Here is a 20,327-nt window from a genome sequence, read left to right on the forward strand (position 1 = left end):
CTTAGAAATAGTGATCCTTTTTCATAAAAAGTAGCCTGGTATTGAAAAAATTTAAAAGTGACTTGATAGGTATCTGGATCGTTAATTGGTCTAGATGCCTTTTTTGTTTTATATGCCAATTTAAAACCGAATTCACAATAATGGATTTCTTTTCATTTCAACACTTAAACGTACATAATAATACAAATCAACCTTGACACAGTCGATTCTTGCGGTTAGATTAAATATACATGAAATTAACATTAAAATAAGATGAGTTGTTAACAATTTAATTGGGGAAACTGAAAAATATTCGGCTTTTATAATTGAAGAAATTAATGATTCGTTGACACCTACGAAGGACGGTGGATCTTTTTATGAACAAATCGTACCGGCAACAACTCAATTTATCGGGCGGTTCATACCGGTTTTACAATATTGACGTATATTTGAGGGATCATGGGCAAGATGTTGAAACGCTTCCCTACAGCATTCGGATTTTGCTGGAAGAAGCATTGCGACATGCTGATCGGGAACCTGAACGAGAACAGGTTCTTTCGGCATTCAATGACTGGGATCACCAGCATGACAAGGATATTCCTCATCAGCCGGAACGGGTTATTCTTCAAGATTTTACGGGTGTCCCAGCGTTGGTTGATTTGGCAGCGATGCGCGATGCGGTTGCCAAGCGAGGCGGGAATGTCAGCTCAATTAATCCGGAGGTGCCGGTCCACTTGGTTATTGATCATTCTGTCCAAGTTGATCACTCTGGAAATGACGAAGCTTTTTCTTATAATATTCAACAAGAATTTAAACGAAACAGTGAGCGCTATACATTTTTAAAATGGGCCCAGAATAGTTTTGAAAATCTAACGGTTATCCCACCCGGTACCGGGATTATTCATCAAGTGAACTTGGAATATCTTGCAGATGTTATCCACGCAAAACAGTTGACGGACGGGAGTTATGAAGCCTTTCCGGATACATTAGTGGGTACTGATTCTCACACAACCATGATTAATGGGCTGGGTGTTCTCGGTTGGGGTGTCGGTGGCATTGAAGCTGAGTCCAGTATGTTGGGAGAAGCGACTTATATGCCAATGCCTAAAGTAGTGGGCGTTAAACTGACTGGTAAATTGGGTGAGGGTATTACGGCCACCGATCTTGCTCTGGCATTGACGCATCTATTACGGGAACACAATGTTGTTGGAAAGTTTGTTGAATTTTATGGTGAGGGGACACAAAGTTTGCCGCTTGCCTATCGGGCAACCATTGCCAATATGGCACCGGAATATGGTGCTACTTGCGGATTCTTCCCAATCGATCAACAAACAATTAACTACTTGAAATTGACTAACCGATCTGACGAACAAATTGCTCTGGTGGAAAATTATGCAAAAGCCAATCATCTTTTCTATAACGAAAAGGCTGTTCGCCATTATAGCGAGGATGAATTGCTTGATTTGGCAAGTGTTCAAAGCAGTTTGGCTGGACCTAACCGACCACAGGACACGGTCTACCTAAAAGATATGCCCAAACAATTCGATGATCGGCGTGAGATGCCTGACTATCCCGTAGAAGTTGATGGTAAGCAATTCAACATTCGGGTAGGTTCTCTGGGGATTGCTGCTATTACCAGTTGTACCAATACATCCAATCCTCAAGTGTTGTTGGCGGCCGGGTTAATTGCCAAAAAAGCTGTTGAGTTAGGCCTAAAGGTTCCCGATTATGTCAAAACATCATTGGCACCGGGTTCTCGAGTGGTAACACAGTATTTGGCTGCTTCGGGATTGCAACCTTATTTGGACAAGCTCGGATTTAATTTGGTTGGATATGGTTGTACGACCTGTATTGGAAATTCAGGTCAGTTAAAAGAGAATCTCCAGACTCGTCTGACAAAGGATCCTTATCCAATTGCAGCGGTTGAAAGTGGTAACCGGAACTTTGAAGGGCGGGTCAACCCACTCATTAAGGATACTTATTTGGCCTCTCCACCTCTCGTTGTTATCCATGCGCTGGCAGGAACTTGTGATATTGATCTCACAACACAACCTGTCGGGACTTCCAAGAATGGCAGCCCGGTTTATTTGAAAGATTTATGGCCAAAAGATGTGGAAGTGGCACAACTTAGCCAAAAATATTTGAAACCAAAAGAATTCCAAAAGAACTATCAATCAATTTTGAATCAAAATGCGACCTGGGATGCACTGCCCGCACCGGAATCGGAAACGTATCAGTGGGATGACGATTCAACTTACATTGCGTCTCCACCATTTTTTGATAATGAAGCAGGAAGTAAACACTTAACCGGTCTTCGGGTACTTGCCAAGCTGGGTGATTCGATTACAACCGATCACATTTCTCCAGCTGGCTACATTGGGTCACAAACACCTGCCGGGCGGTATTTGAAATCCAAGGGAATTGCAATTAAAGACTTCAATTCCTATGGTTCCCGTCGTGGAAATCATGAAGTTATGATGCGTGGGACTTTGGCAAATATCCGATTGGGAAATCAGTTAACGCCTGATAAGACAGGTGGGTTTACCCGGTATTTACCAACAAATGAAGAAACCACCATTTTTGAAGCGGCACAACAGTATCAGGCTGATCATACGGGATTAGTGGTATTGGCCGGTAAGGATTATGGTATGGGTTCTTCTCGTGATTGGGCTGCCAAAGGTGTCAAACTGTTGGGTGTCAAAGCAATCATTGCGGAAAGCTTCGAACGCATTCACCGTGCCAATTTAGCGATGATGGGTGTCGTGCCACTTCAATACCAGCCTGGTCAAACCGCAGAGTCGTTGGGATTAGACGGTACCGAAACCTTCTCGATTGCCTTGGATGGCAAAGTGGCACATGTAATTGCAAAAAAGGATGGCGGGCAAACAAAATTTGATACGATCATTCGCTTTGATACACCGGTAGATTGGACGTATTACAAAGATGGCGGCATTATGCCGATGATTGTTTCTAATAAGGCAACTACCAAAAGTACGACAAGCAATGGATGAGTTTTGATGCTCAGAGGTGACTAAATGGAATTACCAAAAGGATTAGCTGGTGTTGTTGTTGATCAGACCAAGGTCAGTTCAACCAAGAATGCTATTTTGACATATGCAGGATATCCGATTAAGGAATTGAAAAACGCGCCGTTTGAAGAGGTTGTATTCCTGCTGTGGCATACACGATTACCAAATGCTGATGAATTAAAAGATTTTAGGAAACTACTGGTTTCACAAATGGCATTACCCTATGAAACCGTTCAATTAATGGCCCGGATTGCAAGGGAACCGCAACATCCAATGAGCATTTTGAGAACGACGGTTTCACTTCTTGGAACAACTAATGATGTTGAACGCGATGATCCGCCGCGCATTTTAGCAAAAATGTTAACGGCTATCGCAGCAATTATTCGAATCAGAAACGATAAACCCATTAAACATGCTCGTAAGAATTGGGGCGTTGTTGAAAACTTTATCTATTTATTTTCAGGGAAACGGCCAACAGCTGAACAGGTTTCAATGTTTAATACGGTTATGGTTCTTCATGCCGATCACGAATTTAATGCATCAACGTTCACTGCCCGGGTTGTTGCGTCTACAAAATCAGATTACTATTCGTGTCTAACCGCAGCCGTTTGCGCATTAAAGGGGCCTCTTCACGGCGGCGCTAACGAACAGGTTTTTAAAATGCTTGAAACCATTCGTGAAACGGGACAGGATCCGGTTCAATACGTTGAACGACGAATTGCCAGTGGACAGAAAATTATGGGATTTGGACATCGAGTATACAAAGATGGTGATCCACGGGCAGCCATATTGCGGGAAATTGCCCGTAAAATTGCTCATGAAACGGGTAATGATCCCTATTTTGTTTTACAAGAACGGATTAGAGACTATATGTTCAAAAAAACGCATCTCCATCCAAACGTTGATTACTATACGGCGTTGATTTATCATTGTTTTAATCTCGATAGGCAGACCTTCACAACGATGTTTGCCGCATGTCGAACAGCGGGGTGGTTGGCTCATATTATCGAACAACAGGCGGAGGGGTGCCCGATTAGACCATCGTCTGAGTACGTTGGTCAGACAAATCGGCATTACCTCGCCGATAAGGAGGAAAATTCAATTGACTGAAGAAAAAGTGACAATGAACAATGGTCAGCTTCAAGTCCCAAATAACCCAACGATTCCCTTTATTGAGGGGGATGGCATTGGTCCCGAAATTTGGAAAGCAGCTAAAACGGTGTTTGATGCGGCTGTCAAGAAAGCATATGACGGTCAAAAGCAGGTTAATTGGTTACCGTTATTGGCCGGGGAGACAGCCTATAAGAAAACCGGTCAGTGGTTGCCGGATAAGACATTGGCAACACTACGGGAATACTTGGTTGGCATTAAGGGCCCGCTAACAACACCAATTGGTATAGGCCATCGTTCAATTAATGTGACATTACGCCAGAAATTGGATCTGTATGCTTGTTTTCGACCGGTCACCTATTATCCGGGCACACCATCTCCGGTTGTTCATCCGGAGAACGTTAATATTGATGTTTTCAGAGAAAATACGGAAGATATTTATGCTGGAATTGAAAGTGATGTTGACACCAAAGACGCTGAGGAATGGAAAAGTCTACTTGCCAAACAGGATAAATTAAGCAAAGTTCGTTTTCCTGACACGTCTGCCTTCGCAATTAAGCCAATTTCAAAGCAGGGTTCAACACGGCTTGTTGATGCAGCTATTGACTATGCGTTTGCAAATAATCGCCATACCCTGACCTTGGTTCATAAGGGTAATATTATGAAAAAAACTGAGGGTGGTTTTAAAAAATGGGGATATGAGGCTGCTGAAAAGTACGGAGACAAAGTTTTTACTTGGAATCAATACAATCAAATCAAAGCGGATCAGGGAGAAAAAGCTGCCGACCAGGCTTATCAAACTGCGCGAGACGAACAAAAACTGATTGTAAATGATGTCATCACTGATAATTTTTTCCAACAGGCATTACTTCATCCAGAGCATTTTGAAGTGGTTGCGACAATGAACCTAAACGGTGATTATATTTCAGATGCCCTGGCAGCCCAAGTTGGCGGTATTGGCATTGCACCTGGTGGGAACATTAATTATCAAACCGGTCATGCCATTTTTGAAGCAACCCATGGAACGGCACCTCAATTTGCCGGGCAAAATAAGTTGAACCCGACTTCAATCATTTTATCTGGTGCAATGATGTTTGACTATCTGGGTTGGGATGATGTTTCCAATTTGATTCGAATTGGGATTAAACGGGCAATTAAGTCGCATCATGTAACGGTTGATTTTGCTAAAACGCCTGATGCAACAGTTTTGAGCACCAGTGGGTTTGGCGAGTATGTGGCACAATTAATTGAAGAAGCCCCTCAAAAGACCGAGGTTAACTGAGCAGTTGCCTCTATAAATTAGTTACGAAAAAACATCTTGAAGATTTTCTACTCCCAAATAGAAAATTTTCAAGATGCTTTTGTTTTTACTTATGTTTAGTTCCTGCATTTAATTCTGTAAAAGTGACACTGATGACCTTTGCTTCAGGCCTTTTGACTCTTTTGGCAGGATTGCCGACAACAGTTGTTTGATCAGCAACATCTTTTAAGACAATTGCGCCGGCACCGACCTTGCTTGAAGAACCAATCGTAATTGCACCTAATAGTTGGGCGTTGGCACCAATGAAAGCTCCCCGTTTGACATAGGGATGCCGTCGGCCTTCAACAGCTCTTCTGGCTCCCAACGTGACACCATGCAGGATTGTGACGTCGTCTTCGATGATTGCAGTTGCACCAATCACAACGCCTGTTCCATGATCGATAAAGACACGTTTACCGATTTGGGCTTCTGGAGAAATGGTGATACCGGTGACCTTAGCAGCATGTTGGCTCAATAATCCGGCAAGTGTATAAAGCCGATGAAAGGCAAGAAAGTGCGCCATTCGATACCAGAATAGTGCGCGAATTCCGGGATAGGTTAAAAGGACTTCTAAAAGACTATGGGCTGCCGGATCACGCTTCAGAATGGACCTTGCTGTTTGAAACATTATTTTTTCTCCCCTTAAGCTGGTTGAATCCGCGTTCCAAATCGTCCAACAGGTCTTTTTGATCTTCAACGCCAACGGAAAGGCGAATCAATTCATCTTTGATACCGTTTTTCAGTCGGATATCACGTGGGATCGAACCATGAGTCATTAAGGCAGGAATTTCAATTAAGCTCTCAAGGGCACCCAAGCTTTCAGCCAAAGTGATCACGTGAAGCTGTTCAACGAATTGTTTTGGATCAAGGCCGTCTTGAAGTTCAAACGAAATCATGGCACCAAAGCCGTGCATTTGTTTCTTGGCAACTTCATAATCGGGGTTGTCGGGATCTCCCGGATAGTAAATTTTGCTTACAAGTGGTTGATTGGAAAGGTAGTTGAAAACTGCTTCCGCATTAGCCAAATGAGCACGCATTCGCAAGGAGAGTGTTTTGATGCCGCGTTGAAGCAACCAGCTTTCTTGTGGTGCCAAAATGCCACCAATAGCATTTTGCAAATAACCGATTTTTTCACCTAATTTTTCATCTTTGGTGACGACCAAACCGGCAATCACGTCACTGTGGCCTCCCAAATATTTAGAGGCACTGTGAAGGACGATATCAACGCCCTGCTCAAGTGGTCGTTGTACGTACGGTGAGGAGAACGTGTTATCAATGATGCTTAAGATGCCATGCTCCTTCGCAATGTTGGCAACTGCTTGGATATCAGTGACCCTCAGCAAAGGATTTGTTGGGGTTTCCAGGTAAATAGCTTTGGTATCAGGTGTAATAGCCTGTTCAACGGCGTTTAAATCACGCGTGTCAACGACTGTAAACGTCATGCCAAATCGTTTTAAAACTGCGTCAATTAGCCGAAAGGTACCACCATAGACATCGTTACCGATAACAAAATGGTCTCCTGCAGAGAACATTGAGAAGACTGTGTCGATTGCTGATGAGCCTGAGGCAAAAGCGAATCCTGCTGTGCCGCCTTCGAGTTCGGCAATTAATTTTTCAACCGCTTCCCGAGTAGGGTTTCCTGACCGGGAATATTCGTATTTATTCTCACCGATTTTTTGTTGATGGAAAGTTGATGCCATGTAAATCGGAACTGAAACTGCGCCTGTGTTTTCGTCTTCGCTGATGCCGCCATGAATTAATTTTGTATCAAATTCCATAATGAGTTACCTCTTTCTATTTTTTGTTTTTAATCGTAAATATTTTCACTCATATAACGTTCGCTGCTATCTGGGAAAACAGTGACAATCGTGCTGTCTTTGGGCAATTGAGAAGCTACTTTTAAGCTTGCTGCTAATGCGGCTCCACTGGAACTACCAATGAATAAGCCTTGGTGTTGAGCAATTTCTTTAACTTGGTTAAAAGCATCGGAATCAGGAATTGTTAAAGTTTGGTCGATTTGAACTTTCTCAAAGAATGGCGGGATAAATTCTACACCGATGCCCTCTGTTTGATGGGAATGAGCCGGTCCACCGTTTAAAATGGATCCTTCCGGTTCGACAACAATGGTTTGGGTGTTGTCATTTTGTTCTTTTAAATAACGGGCAATTCCGGCAAAGGTACCACCGCTGCCTGCACCGGCAACGAATGCGTCGATCGGGCCGTCAATGGCTTCAATTAACTCCGGAGCCAGTGTGTGGTAGTAAGTGTCGGGGTTTGCAGGATTCTCAAATTGCATTGGAACAAAACTATTTGGTGTTTGCTTTTGGAGTTCATAAGCTTTTTTTATAGCACCCCTGATACCCTGATTACTGGGGGTGTTGATGAGTTTTGCTCCAAGTGCTTTCATCAATTGTTGCTTTTCAAAACTAAACTTTTCCGGTATGACTAGGATGGTTGGCAAGTGATGTTGTTGTGCGGCAAGGGCAACACCGATACCGGTATTACTGGCAGTAGGTTCGATAATGGTGGTTAGTCCCTCAGTGACATTGCCTTGGTTAATGGCATCTTGAATCATATACTGGCCGAGGCGGTCTTTGATGCTGCCACCCGGATTAAACATTTCCAGTTTGGCATAAATATGGCTGTGGTTAGGCACATCAATTTGAAGATCAATTAATGGTGTGTGCCCTATAAGTTGTGAAACCGAATTGATTATCATGGTGAGTTCCTTTCTGAATGATGATACGATTGTTTACCTGTCGGTTTTAGGAAGGATGACTTTTTTTGATATAAAAAGGGCGCGAAATTCTGAAATCCAGAATTTTCGCGCCCTTAGTTCAACTCCAGCCAAGTGGACATTGAACTCTTTAAGGTCATTATTCCTCAAAAAATGTCAATGCTAACAGGCCGAACATCGCCAAAAACGCGTTGTTCGACAGCAACAATTAATCGCATTAAACATTGATTGATTCATAATGACACCTCCGAAATTTTGTTGTCATCAATATACCTAATTCCGTGGTGGAAGTCAACCGTTTTTGAGAGGAAAAGTGAAAAAACGGTGAGAGCAGGGCGGCTGCTTTAATGAACATCTCATAAGCAGACTATGTTTAGGCGAGGTTAAGTAAGAATAAATATGCTAGCAAGGAATTAAAATAATAAACAGAAGTGATTATTGATATTCCAAAAACTTACGACATGATATATAAAAACTTGATATATTATCAAAGTTTAAGTAAACTGAATTTAACTTAAAGAACGCATGGAACAGCATATTTGGAAGGGATTCGTTATGGATATTCAAAAGTTTATTGCCCGAAGAAAAGAACTTGGCTTTTCTCAAAGCGAACTGGCAAAAGGAATTTGTACGCAGGCAACCATTAGTAAGTTTGAAAATGGCGGGAAGATGATTTCAACAAAAATTTTAACTCAACTGTGCCAAAGACTAGGACTATCGCTGAGTGATATCTTTCCTGGTCCTGTTGATCGGGATTCCAAATTGTTGGAGAAACTTCATCAGGCGGAGTTTAATTTAATCACGATGGAATATGAAGATGTTGCAGCAACACTCTCTGATATTTCAATGGATCAAATGGATGACGATGATACAAAAATGGAATATTTGTTTATTAAGGGATATTTATTTGCACTTAGTGATTATCCGACAAGTGATGCCGTTTTTTGTTTTGATCAGATTTTAAATGGATTAGATGAAGAACATCAGACAATCTTTTCTCAATTGGCGTATGTTGGTCTGGGAATTGCTTACGAGCATGGAAAAAATTTTGAACGGGCAGATTTTTATTTTTCAAAGATGCCTCAACAGCTTCAAAGTCAACGGATGTATGGCGTGGATGATGTTTGGAAAACACTAACAATGTTGTTTTACACCGGTAACTATTATTCGTATCGAGAAGATTTTGTGACCGGAAATATGCTGTTGCAATCTTTAATTCATATGAGTTCCAAGCGACACGTCACTTTTTATGTGGCTCGGGCCCAGTTTCGACTTGCCCGTAATTTTGAGGGACAACATGTTAAACAGGCTATCATCAATGAAACAATTCGAGACGCTTACGCCTTTGCCAAATTTAACGGTAATCAAAAGCTGATTTCGAGAATTGAGCGGTATCAAAATCAATATAAAACTAAATAAAAACATCAGCTTTGGTCGTTCCTCGAAAGATAAAAACTAAGGCTGGTGTTTTGTTAAATAGTCTTTGCGCAAAGTTGAAATAGCACTGTTTGATAATTTCATTTTGTGTTTCAAATAGTTTTTAACTGAGCCCGATTGATGATCAATTGCTGAATAAGCGGCTCTTAAATACGATCTGCTTGCCATTTGGGAACGTTTTAGGTTTAGTAGTGTGCGACGGTTATGCGTTATTCTTTTTATTTGATGCTGTTCAATCTTATTAAAGGACCTTAATGCTTGATTTGATTGAAGATAGTTCTGAAAAATTGCCTTTTTGGGGACTCCTAAACTGGATAGGATTAACATTGTTGCAATTCCTGTTCGATCTTTTCCGTGAGTACAGTGGTAAAGCACGGCGCCTGAACGGTTGTTTAACAACAATTTGAACATTTTTTGATAGGTTTTGATGCTGTGACGATTGGTCACCATTTTTTTATAAAACAGCTGCATATTATTTGGCTGTCTGTGAGCTAACTGAACAGCGTATTGTTTTGGGCTGTGCACACCAAAACGGGGATCGGCCATGACGCTAAGATGATGAATGACGGCATATGACAGCTCTTTATCAGGCATTTGATGCATTTCAGCGGTAGAGCGAAAATCAATCACAACCCGTAAGTGACTTTGCTTATCCAAGCGCCATTTGTCTTTGTAAGTGAGCTTAGAAAGTGAATCAGAACGAATCAGTCTATTTGGTTTGATAGTCATGCCATTTTTGGCTTTAATGCCACCAAGATCAAACGTGTTTGAAGTCCCGTGGAGTTGAACAGGGGTACCGTGAATGGATCGGGATTTAGCATAAACCTGGGACTGATTGACAGAATTGATGGTCATCATTGCAAAACCAGCAAGTATGAACAGGTCCCTTTTAAAAATAATGTTTGTCGCTTCTTTCTAAAATCTTTAACCTAATCATAACAGGAATTACAAATACTTTCCGATTGTTTTCAATGCCTTTTCCCGCTTTGCTGCAGATTGATCCTCCGCATTAAAATTATACCAATTAACCTTCTTTAAACCGAGCTTTTTAAAGGTACCCCGTGAGAAGGCCTTTTCAATTGGGTTTCCATATTTCAAACGGTATAGCAGTGTCGGAGTTCCGGAGACAGTAAAAAATTTAATTGTTGGATTCTTTGGTAAAACAATGCGGGGATGGGAAGATACTAATCGATTTTTACTGAAAACCTTATCGATAAAGCCTTTTGTCATAGCTGGCATAACTTCCCACCAGATCGGAAAGATAAAAATAAGATGGTCGGCTGATGATAATCGTTCGAAGTATTGATCCACCTGAGAATTGATGGATTGTTTTTTGCGCCAATTGGAAGGGTCGTTTTGGTGCATGACGGGATCAAAATGATCTGCGTGCAAATCAATCACAACGACTTCCTGATCCATTTCTTTTAAGCGATTGATTGTCGCTTTGGCCAGTGCCGCACTATAGCTGCGAAAATGGGGTTGATTATCACTAGCCGCCAAGGTATAGGGATGGTCGAAAATAATAACTGTTTTCATTGTTTAATAACCTTCTTTATTAACATGTGTAAGTTTCACTTTTTATTTTTCATTCCAAGGAATATAATCAGTATAAGCATTAAAAATAAAATGTCAAATGCATTCCGAGGAATTTAAAAATGAAAAAGCAAAAGCTACTTAACGATATTCAAAATGAATTAACCATTTTTCGCAGCAAGGATGTTGATCAACGGATTTTAACAGTCATTAAAGACTCAAACGTTTTGCCGGAGCCTGTGATCAAAAACGTGACAATAAACGATTTACATGTCATTCAAGCCATTGGTCAGGAGGATGTTAGAATCTCAGAAATTGTTTCTAAATTGCCTTTAACCCAAGGAGCCGTTTCGAAGATCATTGCAAAATTATCCAAAGTAAACCTGATCATAAAAAAACATAAGCCTGATAATCGTAAAGATACGTACGTTAGCTTAACCGACGATGGCAAGAAAGCAAACCGGCTTCACATGGAGTACCATCAAAAAATGAATCAGAAAATCCAACAATTGGCTATGGATTTTTCGAAAGATGAGTTAAAAACAATTAACGATTTTTTGCGTAACGTTAATCAAATGCGAGAGTGAAATTAAGTAAGTACTAATTTTTGACTATTTTTTTACTAATATGATAAGCGGTTTCATCAGCGTTAATTAACGAATTCTGTTTTACACACTTACAATTATTAAGTTAGGTACTCCTAAATTCATATTTACTTTAGATTAGATTATGGTAGTATTGGATTTGAAATTAAAAGGAGGTACCTATGAAAAATGGTAAAAGATAAAGCTCCGAAGAAGCAACATTTGATTCACTATGCAAATGGACCTTCATTGGAAGAAATTAATGGAACAATTGAAGTTCCGAAGGGCCGAGGATTCTGGAAAACGTTGTTTATGTATTCGGGGCCTGGTGCATTAGTTGCCGTTGGATATATGGATCCCGGCAACTGGTCAACTTCAATTACTGGTGGTCAAAATTTCGAGTACCTACTCATGTCTGTTATCTTAATGTCGAGTTTAATTGCGATGTTGCTTCAATACATGGCGGCTAAACTGGGTATTGTGTCACAGATGGATTTAGCCCAGGCAATTCGAGCCAGAACCAGTAAAACGCTTGGGTATGTTTTATGGATACTAACTGAATTAGCTATTATGGCAACTGATATTGCGGAAGTTATTGGTGCTGCGATTGCCCTTTATCTTCTATTCCACATACCACTTGTTTATGCCGTATTTATAACGGTTTTTGACGTTTTGCTTTTGCTATTATTAACCAAGGTTGGTTTTAGAAAAATCGAAGCAATCGTTGTTTGCTTGATTTTGGTTATTCTTTTCATCTTCGTGTATGAAGTTGCACTTTCCAATCCGGATTTCGGTGCTATTTTTAAAGGCTTGATTCCAACCGGTCAAACATTTTCCGGTACGGATCACGTTAACGGATCAACACCTTTGACCGGTGCTCTTGGAATTATTGGTGCCACGGTTATGCCCCATAATTTATACCTGCATTCTGCTGTTTCTCAAACACGAAAAGTTGATCACAGCGATCAGGAAGATGTTGCCCGAACAGTTCGTTTCACAACATGGGATTCCAACATTCAATTATCATTTGCCTTTGTTGTCAATTCATTACTGTTAATTATGGGTGTTGCGGTATTTAAGACAGGCGCTGTAAAGGATCCATCATTCTTTGGATTGTTTCAAGCTTTGTCTAATAGTTCAATGTTAAGTAATGGTTTACTGATTGCCGTTGCAAAATCTGGTATCTTGTCAGTCCTATTCGCTGTTGCATTGTTGGCTTCAGGTCAAAATTCAACTATTACCGGTACCTTAACTGGTCAGGTTATCATGGAAGGGTTTATTCATATGAAGATGCCTCTTTGGCTTCGTCGATTGGTAACCCGTTTGATTTCAGTTATTCCTGTTCTGATTTGTGTTGCCATGACAAGTGGTCAAACGGCTATTCAACAACACGAGGCCTTAAACACACTGATGAATAACTCTCAAGTCTTCTTAGCCTTTGCACTGCCTTTCTCAATGCTGCCATTGTTAATGATGACTGATAATCCTAAGGAAATGGGAGACCGGTTTAAAAATACAATGTGGGTTAAGATTCTTGGCTGGATTTCTGTTTTAGGTTTAACTTTCTTAAACATGAAAGGACTTCCGGATAATATTGCCAGTTTCTTTGGTAACAATCCTTCTGCAAGTGAGTTATCATTAGCTCATACGATTGCTTACGTTATTATTGCTGGCATTATCTTACTTCTTATTTGGACCATTTATGATATGTGGTCAAGCAGAAATAAGATGCCAAAACGGTTTGAAACGACCGAAGAGCATTATGATGAAAGTAAGAGTGAAAATTAACTTTAAAGTTATCGGAGGGTATACATCAAATGGATAATGAGAATTCTCCACACACAAAATTTAAACGAATTTTAGTAGGTGTTGATGACTCACCTGATGCTCAATTAGCTTTTAGGTATGCAGTTTCTGAAGCTCGTCTGTCGGGTGCATCGTTGGTCATCGCTTCAATTCTTGAAAATGAAGAAATGAATGTTTATCAGGCGCTCAGCAAAGATTATGTTCATGGTGAGCGAAAAGAATTAGTTGCCCATCTAAAGGAATATCGAGATTTAGCATTACGTTCCGGTGTTAAGACTGTTGATACGGTTGTCGAAGAAGGAGATCCCGGCGAAACAATCGTTAAAAAGGTGATTCCTGCTGTTAAGGCCGACTTACTCATTGTTGGTTCACTTTCGAAAAAGGGTGTTCGAAAGTATTTTGGATCACAGGCAGCCTATATGGCAAAATATGCACCAATTTCAGTAATGGTTGTTCGTTAGAACTAAATTGATGCAACTCGTTACTTTCAAGAATACAATTGAAATGAATTGAATATACGATAAAACTGAAGGGAGCTAAGTGCAATTAATATTTGTACCGGCTCTCTTTTACATATTTTACCGTAGATACTAGGGGATGGATTTAGATGGAACTTACAGAAAAAAGCCGAAAATGGTTTGTGGCAACGTTACTATTAGGTACTTTTACGATGTCGATTAGTCAATCATCGCTTTCGACGGCTTATCCAACATTTATGCGGTATTTTAATTTGCCGGCCAGCACGGTGGCTTGGTTAACGACGGGATTTATGTTGATTATGTCCGTAGTAATGCCGCTGTCACCATGGTTAATGGATAACTTTAAATTCAAACCATTGTATCTTACTTTATTAGTTAATTTTGTGGTTGGAACGTTAATTGTTATTTTTGCACCGAATTTCCCAATAATGATGGTTGGGCGATTGATGGAAGGATTTAGTGTCGGGGTACTTTTTCCTTCATACCAGTCCATTATTTTGGAGATTACACCACAAAATAAACGAGGTAGTGTCATGGGAACAGTTGGACTGGTTATGGGATCAGCACTTGCTGTTGGCCCAATTATCTCGGGAGTTATTTTACAAGTGATGAATTGGCAGGCAATTTTTGCTTTCTTCTTGGTTGTATTGTCGGCTGTTTTCATATTGGCTTTGAAAACGGTTGTAAGTCCATTAAAATTAAAATCAACCAACTTTGATTTTGTTTCAGTCTTTATGTCATTGGGAATTATTGGATTGTTGTATTTTATTAACGAAATTTCTCATATGACAAGTGGAAGTTATCTTAATTGGATTATTTTGGGTGTTTCAATGATTCTGCTGTATCTATTTGTTCGCCGTCAGTTGAAAATGCCAGAACCCTTATTGCGCTTGGACATTTTAAAAATTGGCAATTTTGACCTGGGAGTTGCACTGACTTCACTTTCTTACATGTCTTTAATTACAGTGACGATTATCATGCCGCTTTATTATCAACAAGTTCTTAGAATGACACCGTTTTGGTCAGGAATGGCATTGGTCCCGGCTGCTGCGCTTCTTTCATGGCTAAATCGCAGAAGTGGTCAATTGGCCGATAGGATAGGATTCAAACCGGTTATTACAATTGGTTTTGGCTTGTTTATTGTCGGATGGGGGATGTTACTGCTTCTTTCTGGTTTAAAGAGCGTTTGGGTTGCCATTATTTGTTCAATGATAATTGAAGCCGGAAATGCGTTTGCAATGATGCCTGCGACAACATTAGGAGCTAATTCATTAACAAATGAGTTAATTCCTCACGGTTCGTCGATTATTGCAACCTTTCGACAGATTCTTGGATCTACTGCAATTGTGTTAGCAACGGTTATTCTTGGAAATGGTAACTTTAATGCAGTATTTGCAACATTCTTGGTAATGGAAATTGCCGCAATGGGGTTGGCATTGATGATTAAGGATACGACTGCTGAACGGGTCGCAGAGGCAAGATAATTATTTCCAAAACTGGATAAAATTATAAAATAATGAATAATTTTTAAAGGCACAGTATTGATACTGTGCCTTTTTTAGTTACTTTTGTTTTGTGAATGTAAAACATTTTCACAAAACATTTTAGGCTACAGTTGACTATGTACTCACTTTTGGAAATCACAAAGTAATTTATTGTAACCACTTTCAAAATGTGCTATTCTTCTAGTAGACGCATAAATGTTTATCACGTGATAATACATAGACAGTTAAACCTATGCATGAGTGACTGTCTGAGATTGTGAGACGTTTGAGAAGTCTATATTTAGGAGGAAGCATATTATGGCATACAAAACTGTTAATCCTTACAACAATGAAGTCGTGAAGGAATATCCTAATGCAACAGAAGATCAATTGCAGGAAGCACTTGCAACAGGACATGACTTATACAAGACAATGCGTAAGCAACCGATTTCAGAGCGTGCTAAGATTCTTCATAATGTTGCGGCAAAATTACGTGAACATTCAGATGAATTAGCAAAAGCTTGTACGGTAGATATGGGAAAACTTTACCGTGAATCAAAGGGCGAAGTTGAACTAGTTGCAATTATTGCTGACTGGTTTGCCGATCATGGTGAAGACTTATTGAAATCCGAAAAGATTGATACCATTGCGACCGGTGAGGCGGAAATTCGTCATCAATCAACCGGTGTGATTATGATGGTCGAGCCTTGGAACTTCCCTTATTATCAGATTATGCGTGTATTTGCACCAAACTTTATGGTAGGTAATCCTATGATTCTGAAGCATGCTGCTAATACACCAACATCTGCTCAGATGTTTGCCGATGTTGTAGCTGAAGCAGGTGCTCCAAAGGGTTCATTGACTAATTTGTTCTTATCATATGATCAAGTTACAGAAGCGATTGAAGACCCTCGTGTCCAAGGCGTTGCTTTAACCGGTTCTGAACGTGGTGGGACAGCTGTTGCCGGTGCTGCCGGAAAGAACCTCAAGAAAAACACAATGGAACTTGGCGGTATGGATCCATTTGTTGTTTTAGGTGATGCTGACATGGATGCGGTTAATGACATTGCATGGCGTGCACGTCTTTATAACTGTGGACAAGTATGTACCTCTTCCAAACGATTCATTGTTATGGACAATGTCTATGACGAGTTCTTGGATTCATTGAAGAAACATTTTGCTGCTGTTAAGCCGGGAGATCCAATGGATCCTGCAACGACTTTAGCACCGATGAATACTGAAAAAGCTAAAAATAAACTGCAAAGCCAACTTGATGATGCGATTGCTCACGGTGCAAAAGTTGCTTATGGTAATGAACATATTGACTTACCAGGTCAATTCTTCATGCCGACAATTTTGACTGATATCGATAAAGATAATCCAGCATTTAAGACTGAATTGTTTGGCCCAATTGCTTCTGTTTATAAGGTTCATAGTGAACAAGAAGCAATCGATATTGCTAATGATTCCCCTTACGGCTTAGGTGGCATTGTATTTTCAGGTGACGCCGATCACGGTGCAGAAGTTGCCGGTCAAATCGAAACCGGAATGGTCTTTGTTAACAACTTCATGGCAACCTTACCAGAATTACCATTTGGTGGTGTCAAGTTGTCAGGCTATGGCCGTGAAATGAGCCACATTGGTCAAATGGCATTTGTTAACGAACAATTAATCGTTAAAACAGACAAACCAGATTTGGGTAATTTGGCTGGTGGTCTTGTGGCAACAGATCCTGAATAATGGATTGATGATAAAATCTTAACATGATGTTTTTGTATTGTTTTGAGAACAATTCGTCTACGATACCGGACTTCTCACATTGGCGTCAAACTGATGACTCTTTTCGATATGGCAATACCAACTTTACAGTTATTAAGTATTAATGACTGATCTCATTCTCTTTAACAAAAAGATCGATCGACAAGTTTGAACTGTCGGTCGATCTTTTTATTCTGCCTATTTAGGCAATAGTATTTTCAAAAAATCTGCTTTTACCTTCACGGTAATCGGTAAAGCCATTGCTGGATCACCGTCAATTCGAGTTTTGATCTTTCTGGAAGATAAGTTTTCGATTCGAATCTGTTGGCACTTTATATACTTAACGCCCCTGGCATTCTTTAGGTTTCCTGAAAGGAAAAAGGCACCGTAGGTCATTATTTTGGGGAGCGTGAATTTCTTTAGAAGAAAGACGTGTAGGTAATCATCGTCATATGTTGCATCCGGGTTAAAGGCAACATACCCACCGACGGAATTAGTTGTGGTGATGAGTAAGATCTGGGCGCGCAATGTTTCAATGGTCCCGTTTGCATCAATTTTTAATTTATAGGAACGGTTTGTAAACAGTTCTTTAATTCCTTTAAAAAGGTAAATCATCGTGCCAAATTTTCGCCTCTCGTCCTGTTTTACATTTTTAGAAATATCTGCCAATCGTCCCAGCGTTAAGCTGCTAACCATTGGTGTATCACCAATGGTTGCAAGATCAACTTTTGCAGGAGAGCCATCAATTAAATTTTGAATGGCCTTGTCTGTACTGAGAGGGATCTTCAATGCTCTGGCGAAATTATTAACGGTGCCACCGGGGATGATACCCAAAGGAATTGATTGCCCAGCTTTAAGAAAGCCTGAACAGGCAGTGTTAATAGAACCGTCACCGCCAATTGTCACCAAACAATCATAACGACTGGTTGATGCTTTAGCCTGTTTAATGGCATCTTTTTCAGAGCTGGTTGCTGCAAGATCAACATTTTTCCCCGCCTGATGCAACACTTGCTGTGCCTTTTTTGCAATCGTTTCGTTATCGGATTTGCCGGCTGTTCCATTATAAATAATCAGATAATTTTGCATGATCCGGGCCTCCTTCTTAAATGTCGAATCCGCTTTCCTAATAGGGAACACCCGTATTATATCCTATTGTCTTCTCTCATGCTTCTTTGGGGATTATCGATAAAGAGCCGTTCATGATTTTTGAAGTGGCATCCACAGTAGTCGGCTCGGTAAATATTTTTAAAAATGTCATAAAGCTTTCGGCAGTGTTGTTCTCGTTGAGATCCGCCAATGGCATCCAATAGATTTTGCCTTCGCTGCTTTGCTTCAACGTTCCGGAAAAATGGCTTGTCTTGTATAGAAAACCCAATCGCCGGTAAAGGGGATCTTGATTAAACCATTCAACAGTACCGCAAGATTCCAGCTGGGTAATGGTTAAGCCGGTCTCTTCGTAGACCTCCCGGACCATTGCGTCATAAAGACTTTCATTTCTTTCAACATGACCGCCTGGGAAAGTATGACCAAATTTCCAGGCGACGTCTGTTTTATCTTCAACCAGCACTTCTTTTGTTTCCGGGTTATAAATCATACACATGTTTACCAATTCAACATGCTCTGAACGTGAATAAGTCATTTTATCTCGCTTCCTTAATATCAAAAAACTGCTTTTGAAATCAGTATAGCAGACTTCAAAAGCAGTTCTTATTAACTTTTTGGCGATGTTAGTTATTTTTCTGTCAATGGTCTCTGGGACCGGGTGTTTTCGGTGAATTCAAACCTGCCATTTGGCCTCTGAATTCCTTAGCATACATATTCATATCGGATTGATAAGCATCCATATCATTACTGATATCAACGGTGTAATCGGCCTCCTCACCGTGTTCACCTTTATCAAGTCCAATTTCCTCTTCCTTGCGATCAACACGCATCGGCATGATTAATCCAAGTACTTTAATAATAATGGTTGCGGCGATTGATACAAAGACGATGGTGACAAGGGTGGCAAATACCTGGATGCCTAATTGATGCCAACCGCCACCATAGAAAAGGCCGTTGTGGGACACGATTGGGTTAACTGCCTTTGTAGCAAACAAACCGGTAAAGATACTGCCGACAATTCCGCTAACACCATGGCATCCAAAGGCATCGAGGGCGTCATCAACACCGATTCTGTCTTTGAGGTAGTTAACGAAGAAGTAGCTGGCAAAGGTTGAGAACATGCCGATCCAAAATGAGCCGGCAATCGTTACGAAGCCACAGGCAGGTGTAATACCAACCAGTCCACAAAGGGTACCGGTACAAACACCAACCAAGGTTGGCTTTCCGGAAATAATCATATCCAAAATCATCCAGGTAACCATTGCGGTACCGGTTGACATGGTTGTGGTAATCGTTGCTTGAGCAGCAATGTTATCAACTCCAAGTGCTGAACCGGCATTAAAGCCATACCAACCAATCCAAAGAATGGCTGTTCCGAGCAAAACCCATGGTAAATTGTAGTGGGTGTGAGGCCTATCGCCGAATTTGATTCGTTTACCAAGAAAGGCTGATAGAACAAAGGCGGTAATACCGGCGTTAATATGAACAACGGTTCCACCGGCGAAGTCCAATGTACCAAGTCCGGCTAGAAGACCATTAGGACTCCAAACCAAGTGAACCATTGGGTAGTAAATTAAGATTGACCAGAGAATTAGGAAAACCAGTAAGAAGTTAAACTTGATTCGACCAACAACCGCTCCAACGAATAAAGCCGGTGTAATAATGGCAAACATCATTTCAAAAACGGAAAAGATTCCGGTTGGGATTTTAGTTGCGGTTAAGGTTCCCAATTTAACACCGTTCATAAAGAAATTATCTAACGTTCCGACGATCCCGTGAATATCTCCTTCAAATGATAAACTGTAGCCAACCATGATCCAGAGGACAATTGCGACTCCAGTCATGACGAATACAGATAACATCGTGTTGACAACGTTTCGTTTTGACACCAGGCCGCCGTAGAAGAAAGCCAGCCCGGGTGTCATGAATAAGACCAAAATACTAGACAGAATCATAAATGAAGTATTAGCAGCATTCATAACATCGC

The 20,327-nt window shown here is 40.6% G+C and carries 17 protein-coding genes; 9 read left to right on the forward strand and 8 right to left on the reverse strand.

Translation table 11 applies throughout. The annotated features are described in order from the left end of the window. Positions 1-356: 356 nt before the first annotated feature. Genes acnA through icd form a run of 3 tightly spaced genes read left to right on the forward strand, consistent with a single transcriptional unit; the run spans position 357 to position 5,400 of the window. Positions 357-2,990, forward strand: a complete 2,634-nt coding sequence (gene acnA, locus HMPREF0519_RS02570; protein WP_003634383.1) for an aconitate hydratase AcnA — start codon at positions 357-359, stop codon at positions 2,988-2,990. A 24-nt stretch (positions 2,991-3,014) separates the two neighbouring features. Next, positions 3,015-4,118, forward strand: coding sequence for a citrate/2-methylcitrate synthase (locus tag HMPREF0519_RS02575; protein ID WP_003634385.1), 1,104 nt, complete (start codon positions 3,015-3,017; stop codon positions 4,116-4,118). Next, positions 4,111-5,400: an NADP-dependent isocitrate dehydrogenase gene (gene icd, locus HMPREF0519_RS02580; RefSeq protein ID WP_003557209.1), complete on the forward strand. Its 1,290-nt coding sequence runs from the start codon at positions 4,111-4,113 to the stop codon at positions 5,398-5,400. The genes HMPREF0519_RS02575 and icd overlap by 8 nt, the downstream gene beginning before the upstream one ends. Before the next feature lie 85 nt (positions 5,401-5,485). On the opposite strand, the gene epsC is transcribed toward icd, so the two are convergent. The 3 genes from epsC to HMPREF0519_RS02595 are packed head-to-tail and all read right to left on the reverse strand — an operon-like array spanning position 5,486 to position 8,137. After that, a complete protein-coding gene (gene epsC / locus HMPREF0519_RS02585; RefSeq protein WP_003634388.1) occupies positions 5,486-6,046 on the reverse strand; it encodes a serine O-acetyltransferase EpsC in 561 nt (186 codons plus the stop codon). Next, positions 6,012-7,196, reverse strand: coding sequence for a trans-sulfuration enzyme family protein (locus HMPREF0519_RS02590; RefSeq protein WP_003557213.1), 1,185 nt, complete (start codon positions 7,194-7,196; stop codon positions 6,012-6,014). Before HMPREF0519_RS02590 ends, epsC begins: the two co-directional genes overlap by 35 nt. A gap of 29 nt (positions 7,197-7,225) precedes the next feature. Further along, positions 7,226-8,137 carry a PLP-dependent cysteine synthase family protein gene (locus tag HMPREF0519_RS02595; RefSeq protein WP_003634390.1) on the reverse strand — a complete coding sequence of 304 codons (912 nt, stop codon included), beginning with the start codon at positions 8,135-8,137 and terminating at the stop codon, positions 7,226-7,228. 543 nt (positions 8,138-8,680) lie between these two features. Between HMPREF0519_RS02595 and HMPREF0519_RS02600 the strand changes: the two genes are divergently transcribed. After that, positions 8,681-9,574, forward strand: coding sequence for a helix-turn-helix domain-containing protein (locus HMPREF0519_RS02600; RefSeq protein WP_003634392.1), 894 nt, complete (start codon positions 8,681-8,683; stop codon positions 9,572-9,574). A 36-nt stretch (positions 9,575-9,610) separates the two neighbouring features. On the opposite strand, the gene HMPREF0519_RS02605 is transcribed toward HMPREF0519_RS02600, so the two are convergent. After that, positions 9,611-10,450: a tyrosine-protein phosphatase gene (locus HMPREF0519_RS02605; RefSeq protein WP_003634394.1), complete on the reverse strand. Its 840-nt coding sequence runs from the start codon at positions 10,448-10,450 to the stop codon at positions 9,611-9,613. An 87-nt stretch (positions 10,451-10,537) separates the two neighbouring features. Further along, positions 10,538-11,128, reverse strand: a complete 591-nt coding sequence (locus HMPREF0519_RS02610; RefSeq protein WP_003634396.1) for an NAD(P)H-dependent oxidoreductase — start codon at positions 11,126-11,128, stop codon at positions 10,538-10,540. Between the two features lie 119 nt (positions 11,129-11,247). Here HMPREF0519_RS02610 and HMPREF0519_RS02615 point away from each other — a divergent pair, with 119 nt between their 5' ends. The 5 genes from HMPREF0519_RS02615 (at position 11,248) to HMPREF0519_RS02635 (ending at position 17,218) form a co-directional block, all read left to right on the forward strand. Then, complete coding sequence (locus HMPREF0519_RS02615; protein WP_003551692.1) at positions 11,248-11,712, forward strand: winged helix DNA-binding protein; 465 nt, start codon at positions 11,248-11,250, stop codon at positions 11,710-11,712. A gap of 186 nt (positions 11,713-11,898) precedes the next feature. Then, positions 11,899-13,497 carry an Nramp family divalent metal transporter gene (locus HMPREF0519_RS02620; protein WP_003551694.1) on the forward strand — a complete coding sequence of 533 codons (1,599 nt, stop codon included), beginning with the start codon at positions 11,899-11,901 and terminating at the stop codon, positions 13,495-13,497. A gap of 29 nt (positions 13,498-13,526) precedes the next feature. Next, complete coding sequence (locus HMPREF0519_RS02625) at positions 13,527-13,976, forward strand: universal stress protein (RefSeq protein ID WP_003551696.1); 450 nt, start codon at positions 13,527-13,529, stop codon at positions 13,974-13,976. Positions 13,977-14,122: 146 nt separating this feature from the next. Beyond that, positions 14,123-15,478 (forward strand): MFS transporter, encoded by a 1,356-nt coding sequence (locus tag HMPREF0519_RS02630; RefSeq protein ID WP_003634399.1) that lies wholly within the window; start codon positions 14,123-14,125, stop codon positions 15,476-15,478. A gap of 318 nt (positions 15,479-15,796) precedes the next feature. Next, positions 15,797-17,218 (forward strand): NAD-dependent succinate-semialdehyde dehydrogenase, encoded by a 1,422-nt coding sequence (locus HMPREF0519_RS02635; RefSeq protein WP_003634401.1) that lies wholly within the window; start codon positions 15,797-15,799, stop codon positions 17,216-17,218. 216 nt (positions 17,219-17,434) lie between these two features. Here the strand turns inward: HMPREF0519_RS02635 and HMPREF0519_RS02640 are convergent, their stop codons facing one another. The 3 genes from HMPREF0519_RS02640 to HMPREF0519_RS02650 all read right to left on the reverse strand — a co-directional run bounded on the left by HMPREF0519_RS02640 (position 17,435) and on the right by HMPREF0519_RS02650 (position 20,319). Next, entirely contained in the window at positions 17,435-18,322 is an 888-nt protein-coding gene (locus HMPREF0519_RS02640) for a diacylglycerol/lipid kinase family protein (protein ID WP_040472634.1), read from the reverse strand. Positions 18,323-18,398: 76 nt separating this feature from the next. Beyond that, positions 18,399-18,875 carry an 8-oxo-dGTP diphosphatase gene (locus HMPREF0519_RS02645; protein WP_003557233.1) on the reverse strand — a complete coding sequence of 159 codons (477 nt, stop codon included), beginning with the start codon at positions 18,873-18,875 and terminating at the stop codon, positions 18,399-18,401. 103 nt (positions 18,876-18,978) lie between these two features. After that, a complete protein-coding gene (locus tag HMPREF0519_RS02650) occupies positions 18,979-20,319 on the reverse strand; it encodes an ammonium transporter (protein ID WP_003557235.1) in 1,341 nt (446 codons plus the stop codon). Positions 20,320-20,327 lie beyond the last annotated feature (8 nt).

The sequence above is a fragment of the Lentilactobacillus hilgardii DSM 20176 = ATCC 8290 genome, assembly GCF_000159315.1.
GTDB classification, from domain to species: domain Bacteria; phylum Bacillota; class Bacilli; order Lactobacillales; family Lactobacillaceae; genus Lentilactobacillus; species Lentilactobacillus hilgardii.

What these genes read in the sequence shown, in the direction of transcription:
- acnA (WP_003634383.1), top strand. Translation starts at nt 357, where the DNA reads ATGAACAAATCGTACCGGCAACAACTCAATTTATCGGGCGGTTCATAC.
- HMPREF0519_RS02575 (WP_003634385.1), top strand. Translation starts at nt 3,015, where the DNA reads ATGGAATTACCAAAAGGATTAGCTGGTGTTGTTGTTGATCAGACCAAG.
- epsC (WP_003634388.1), bottom strand. Translation starts at nt 6,046, where the DNA reads ATGTTTCAAACAGCAAGGTCCATTCTGAAGCGTGATCCGGCAGCCCAT.
- HMPREF0519_RS02590 (WP_003557213.1), bottom strand. Translation starts at nt 7,196, where the DNA reads ATGGAATTTGATACAAAATTAATTCATGGCGGCATCAGCGAAGACGAA.
- HMPREF0519_RS02595 (WP_003634390.1), bottom strand. Translation starts at nt 8,137, where the DNA reads ATGATAATCAATTCGGTTTCACAACTTATAGGGCACACACCATTAATT.
- HMPREF0519_RS02600 (WP_003634392.1), top strand. Translation starts at nt 8,681, where the DNA reads ATGGAACAGCATATTTGGAAGGGATTCGTTATGGATATTCAAAAGTTT.
- HMPREF0519_RS02605 (WP_003634394.1), bottom strand. Translation starts at nt 10,450, where the DNA reads ATGATGACCATCAATTCTGTCAATCAGTCCCAGGTTTATGCTAAATCC.
- HMPREF0519_RS02610 (WP_003634396.1), bottom strand. Translation starts at nt 11,128, where the DNA reads ATGAAAACAGTTATTATTTTCGACCATCCCTATACCTTGGCGGCTAGT.
- HMPREF0519_RS02615 (WP_003551692.1), top strand. Translation starts at nt 11,248, where the DNA reads ATGAAAAAGCAAAAGCTACTTAACGATATTCAAAATGAATTAACCATT.
- HMPREF0519_RS02620 (WP_003551694.1), top strand. Translation starts at nt 11,899, where the DNA reads ATGGTAAAAGATAAAGCTCCGAAGAAGCAACATTTGATTCACTATGCA.
- HMPREF0519_RS02625 (WP_003551696.1), top strand. Translation starts at nt 13,527, where the DNA reads ATGGATAATGAGAATTCTCCACACACAAAATTTAAACGAATTTTAGTA.
- HMPREF0519_RS02630 (WP_003634399.1), top strand. Translation starts at nt 14,123, where the DNA reads ATGGAACTTACAGAAAAAAGCCGAAAATGGTTTGTGGCAACGTTACTA.
- HMPREF0519_RS02635 (WP_003634401.1), top strand. Translation starts at nt 15,797, where the DNA reads ATGGCATACAAAACTGTTAATCCTTACAACAATGAAGTCGTGAAGGAA.
- HMPREF0519_RS02640 (WP_040472634.1), bottom strand. Translation starts at nt 18,322, where the DNA reads ATGCAAAATTATCTGATTATTTATAATGGAACAGCCGGCAAATCCGAT.
- HMPREF0519_RS02645 (WP_003557233.1), bottom strand. Translation starts at nt 18,875, where the DNA reads ATGACTTATTCACGTTCAGAGCATGTTGAATTGGTAAACATGTGTATG.
- HMPREF0519_RS02650 (WP_003557235.1), bottom strand. Translation starts at nt 20,319, where the DNA reads ATGAATGCTGCTAATACTTCATTTATGATTCTGTCTAGTATTTTGGTC.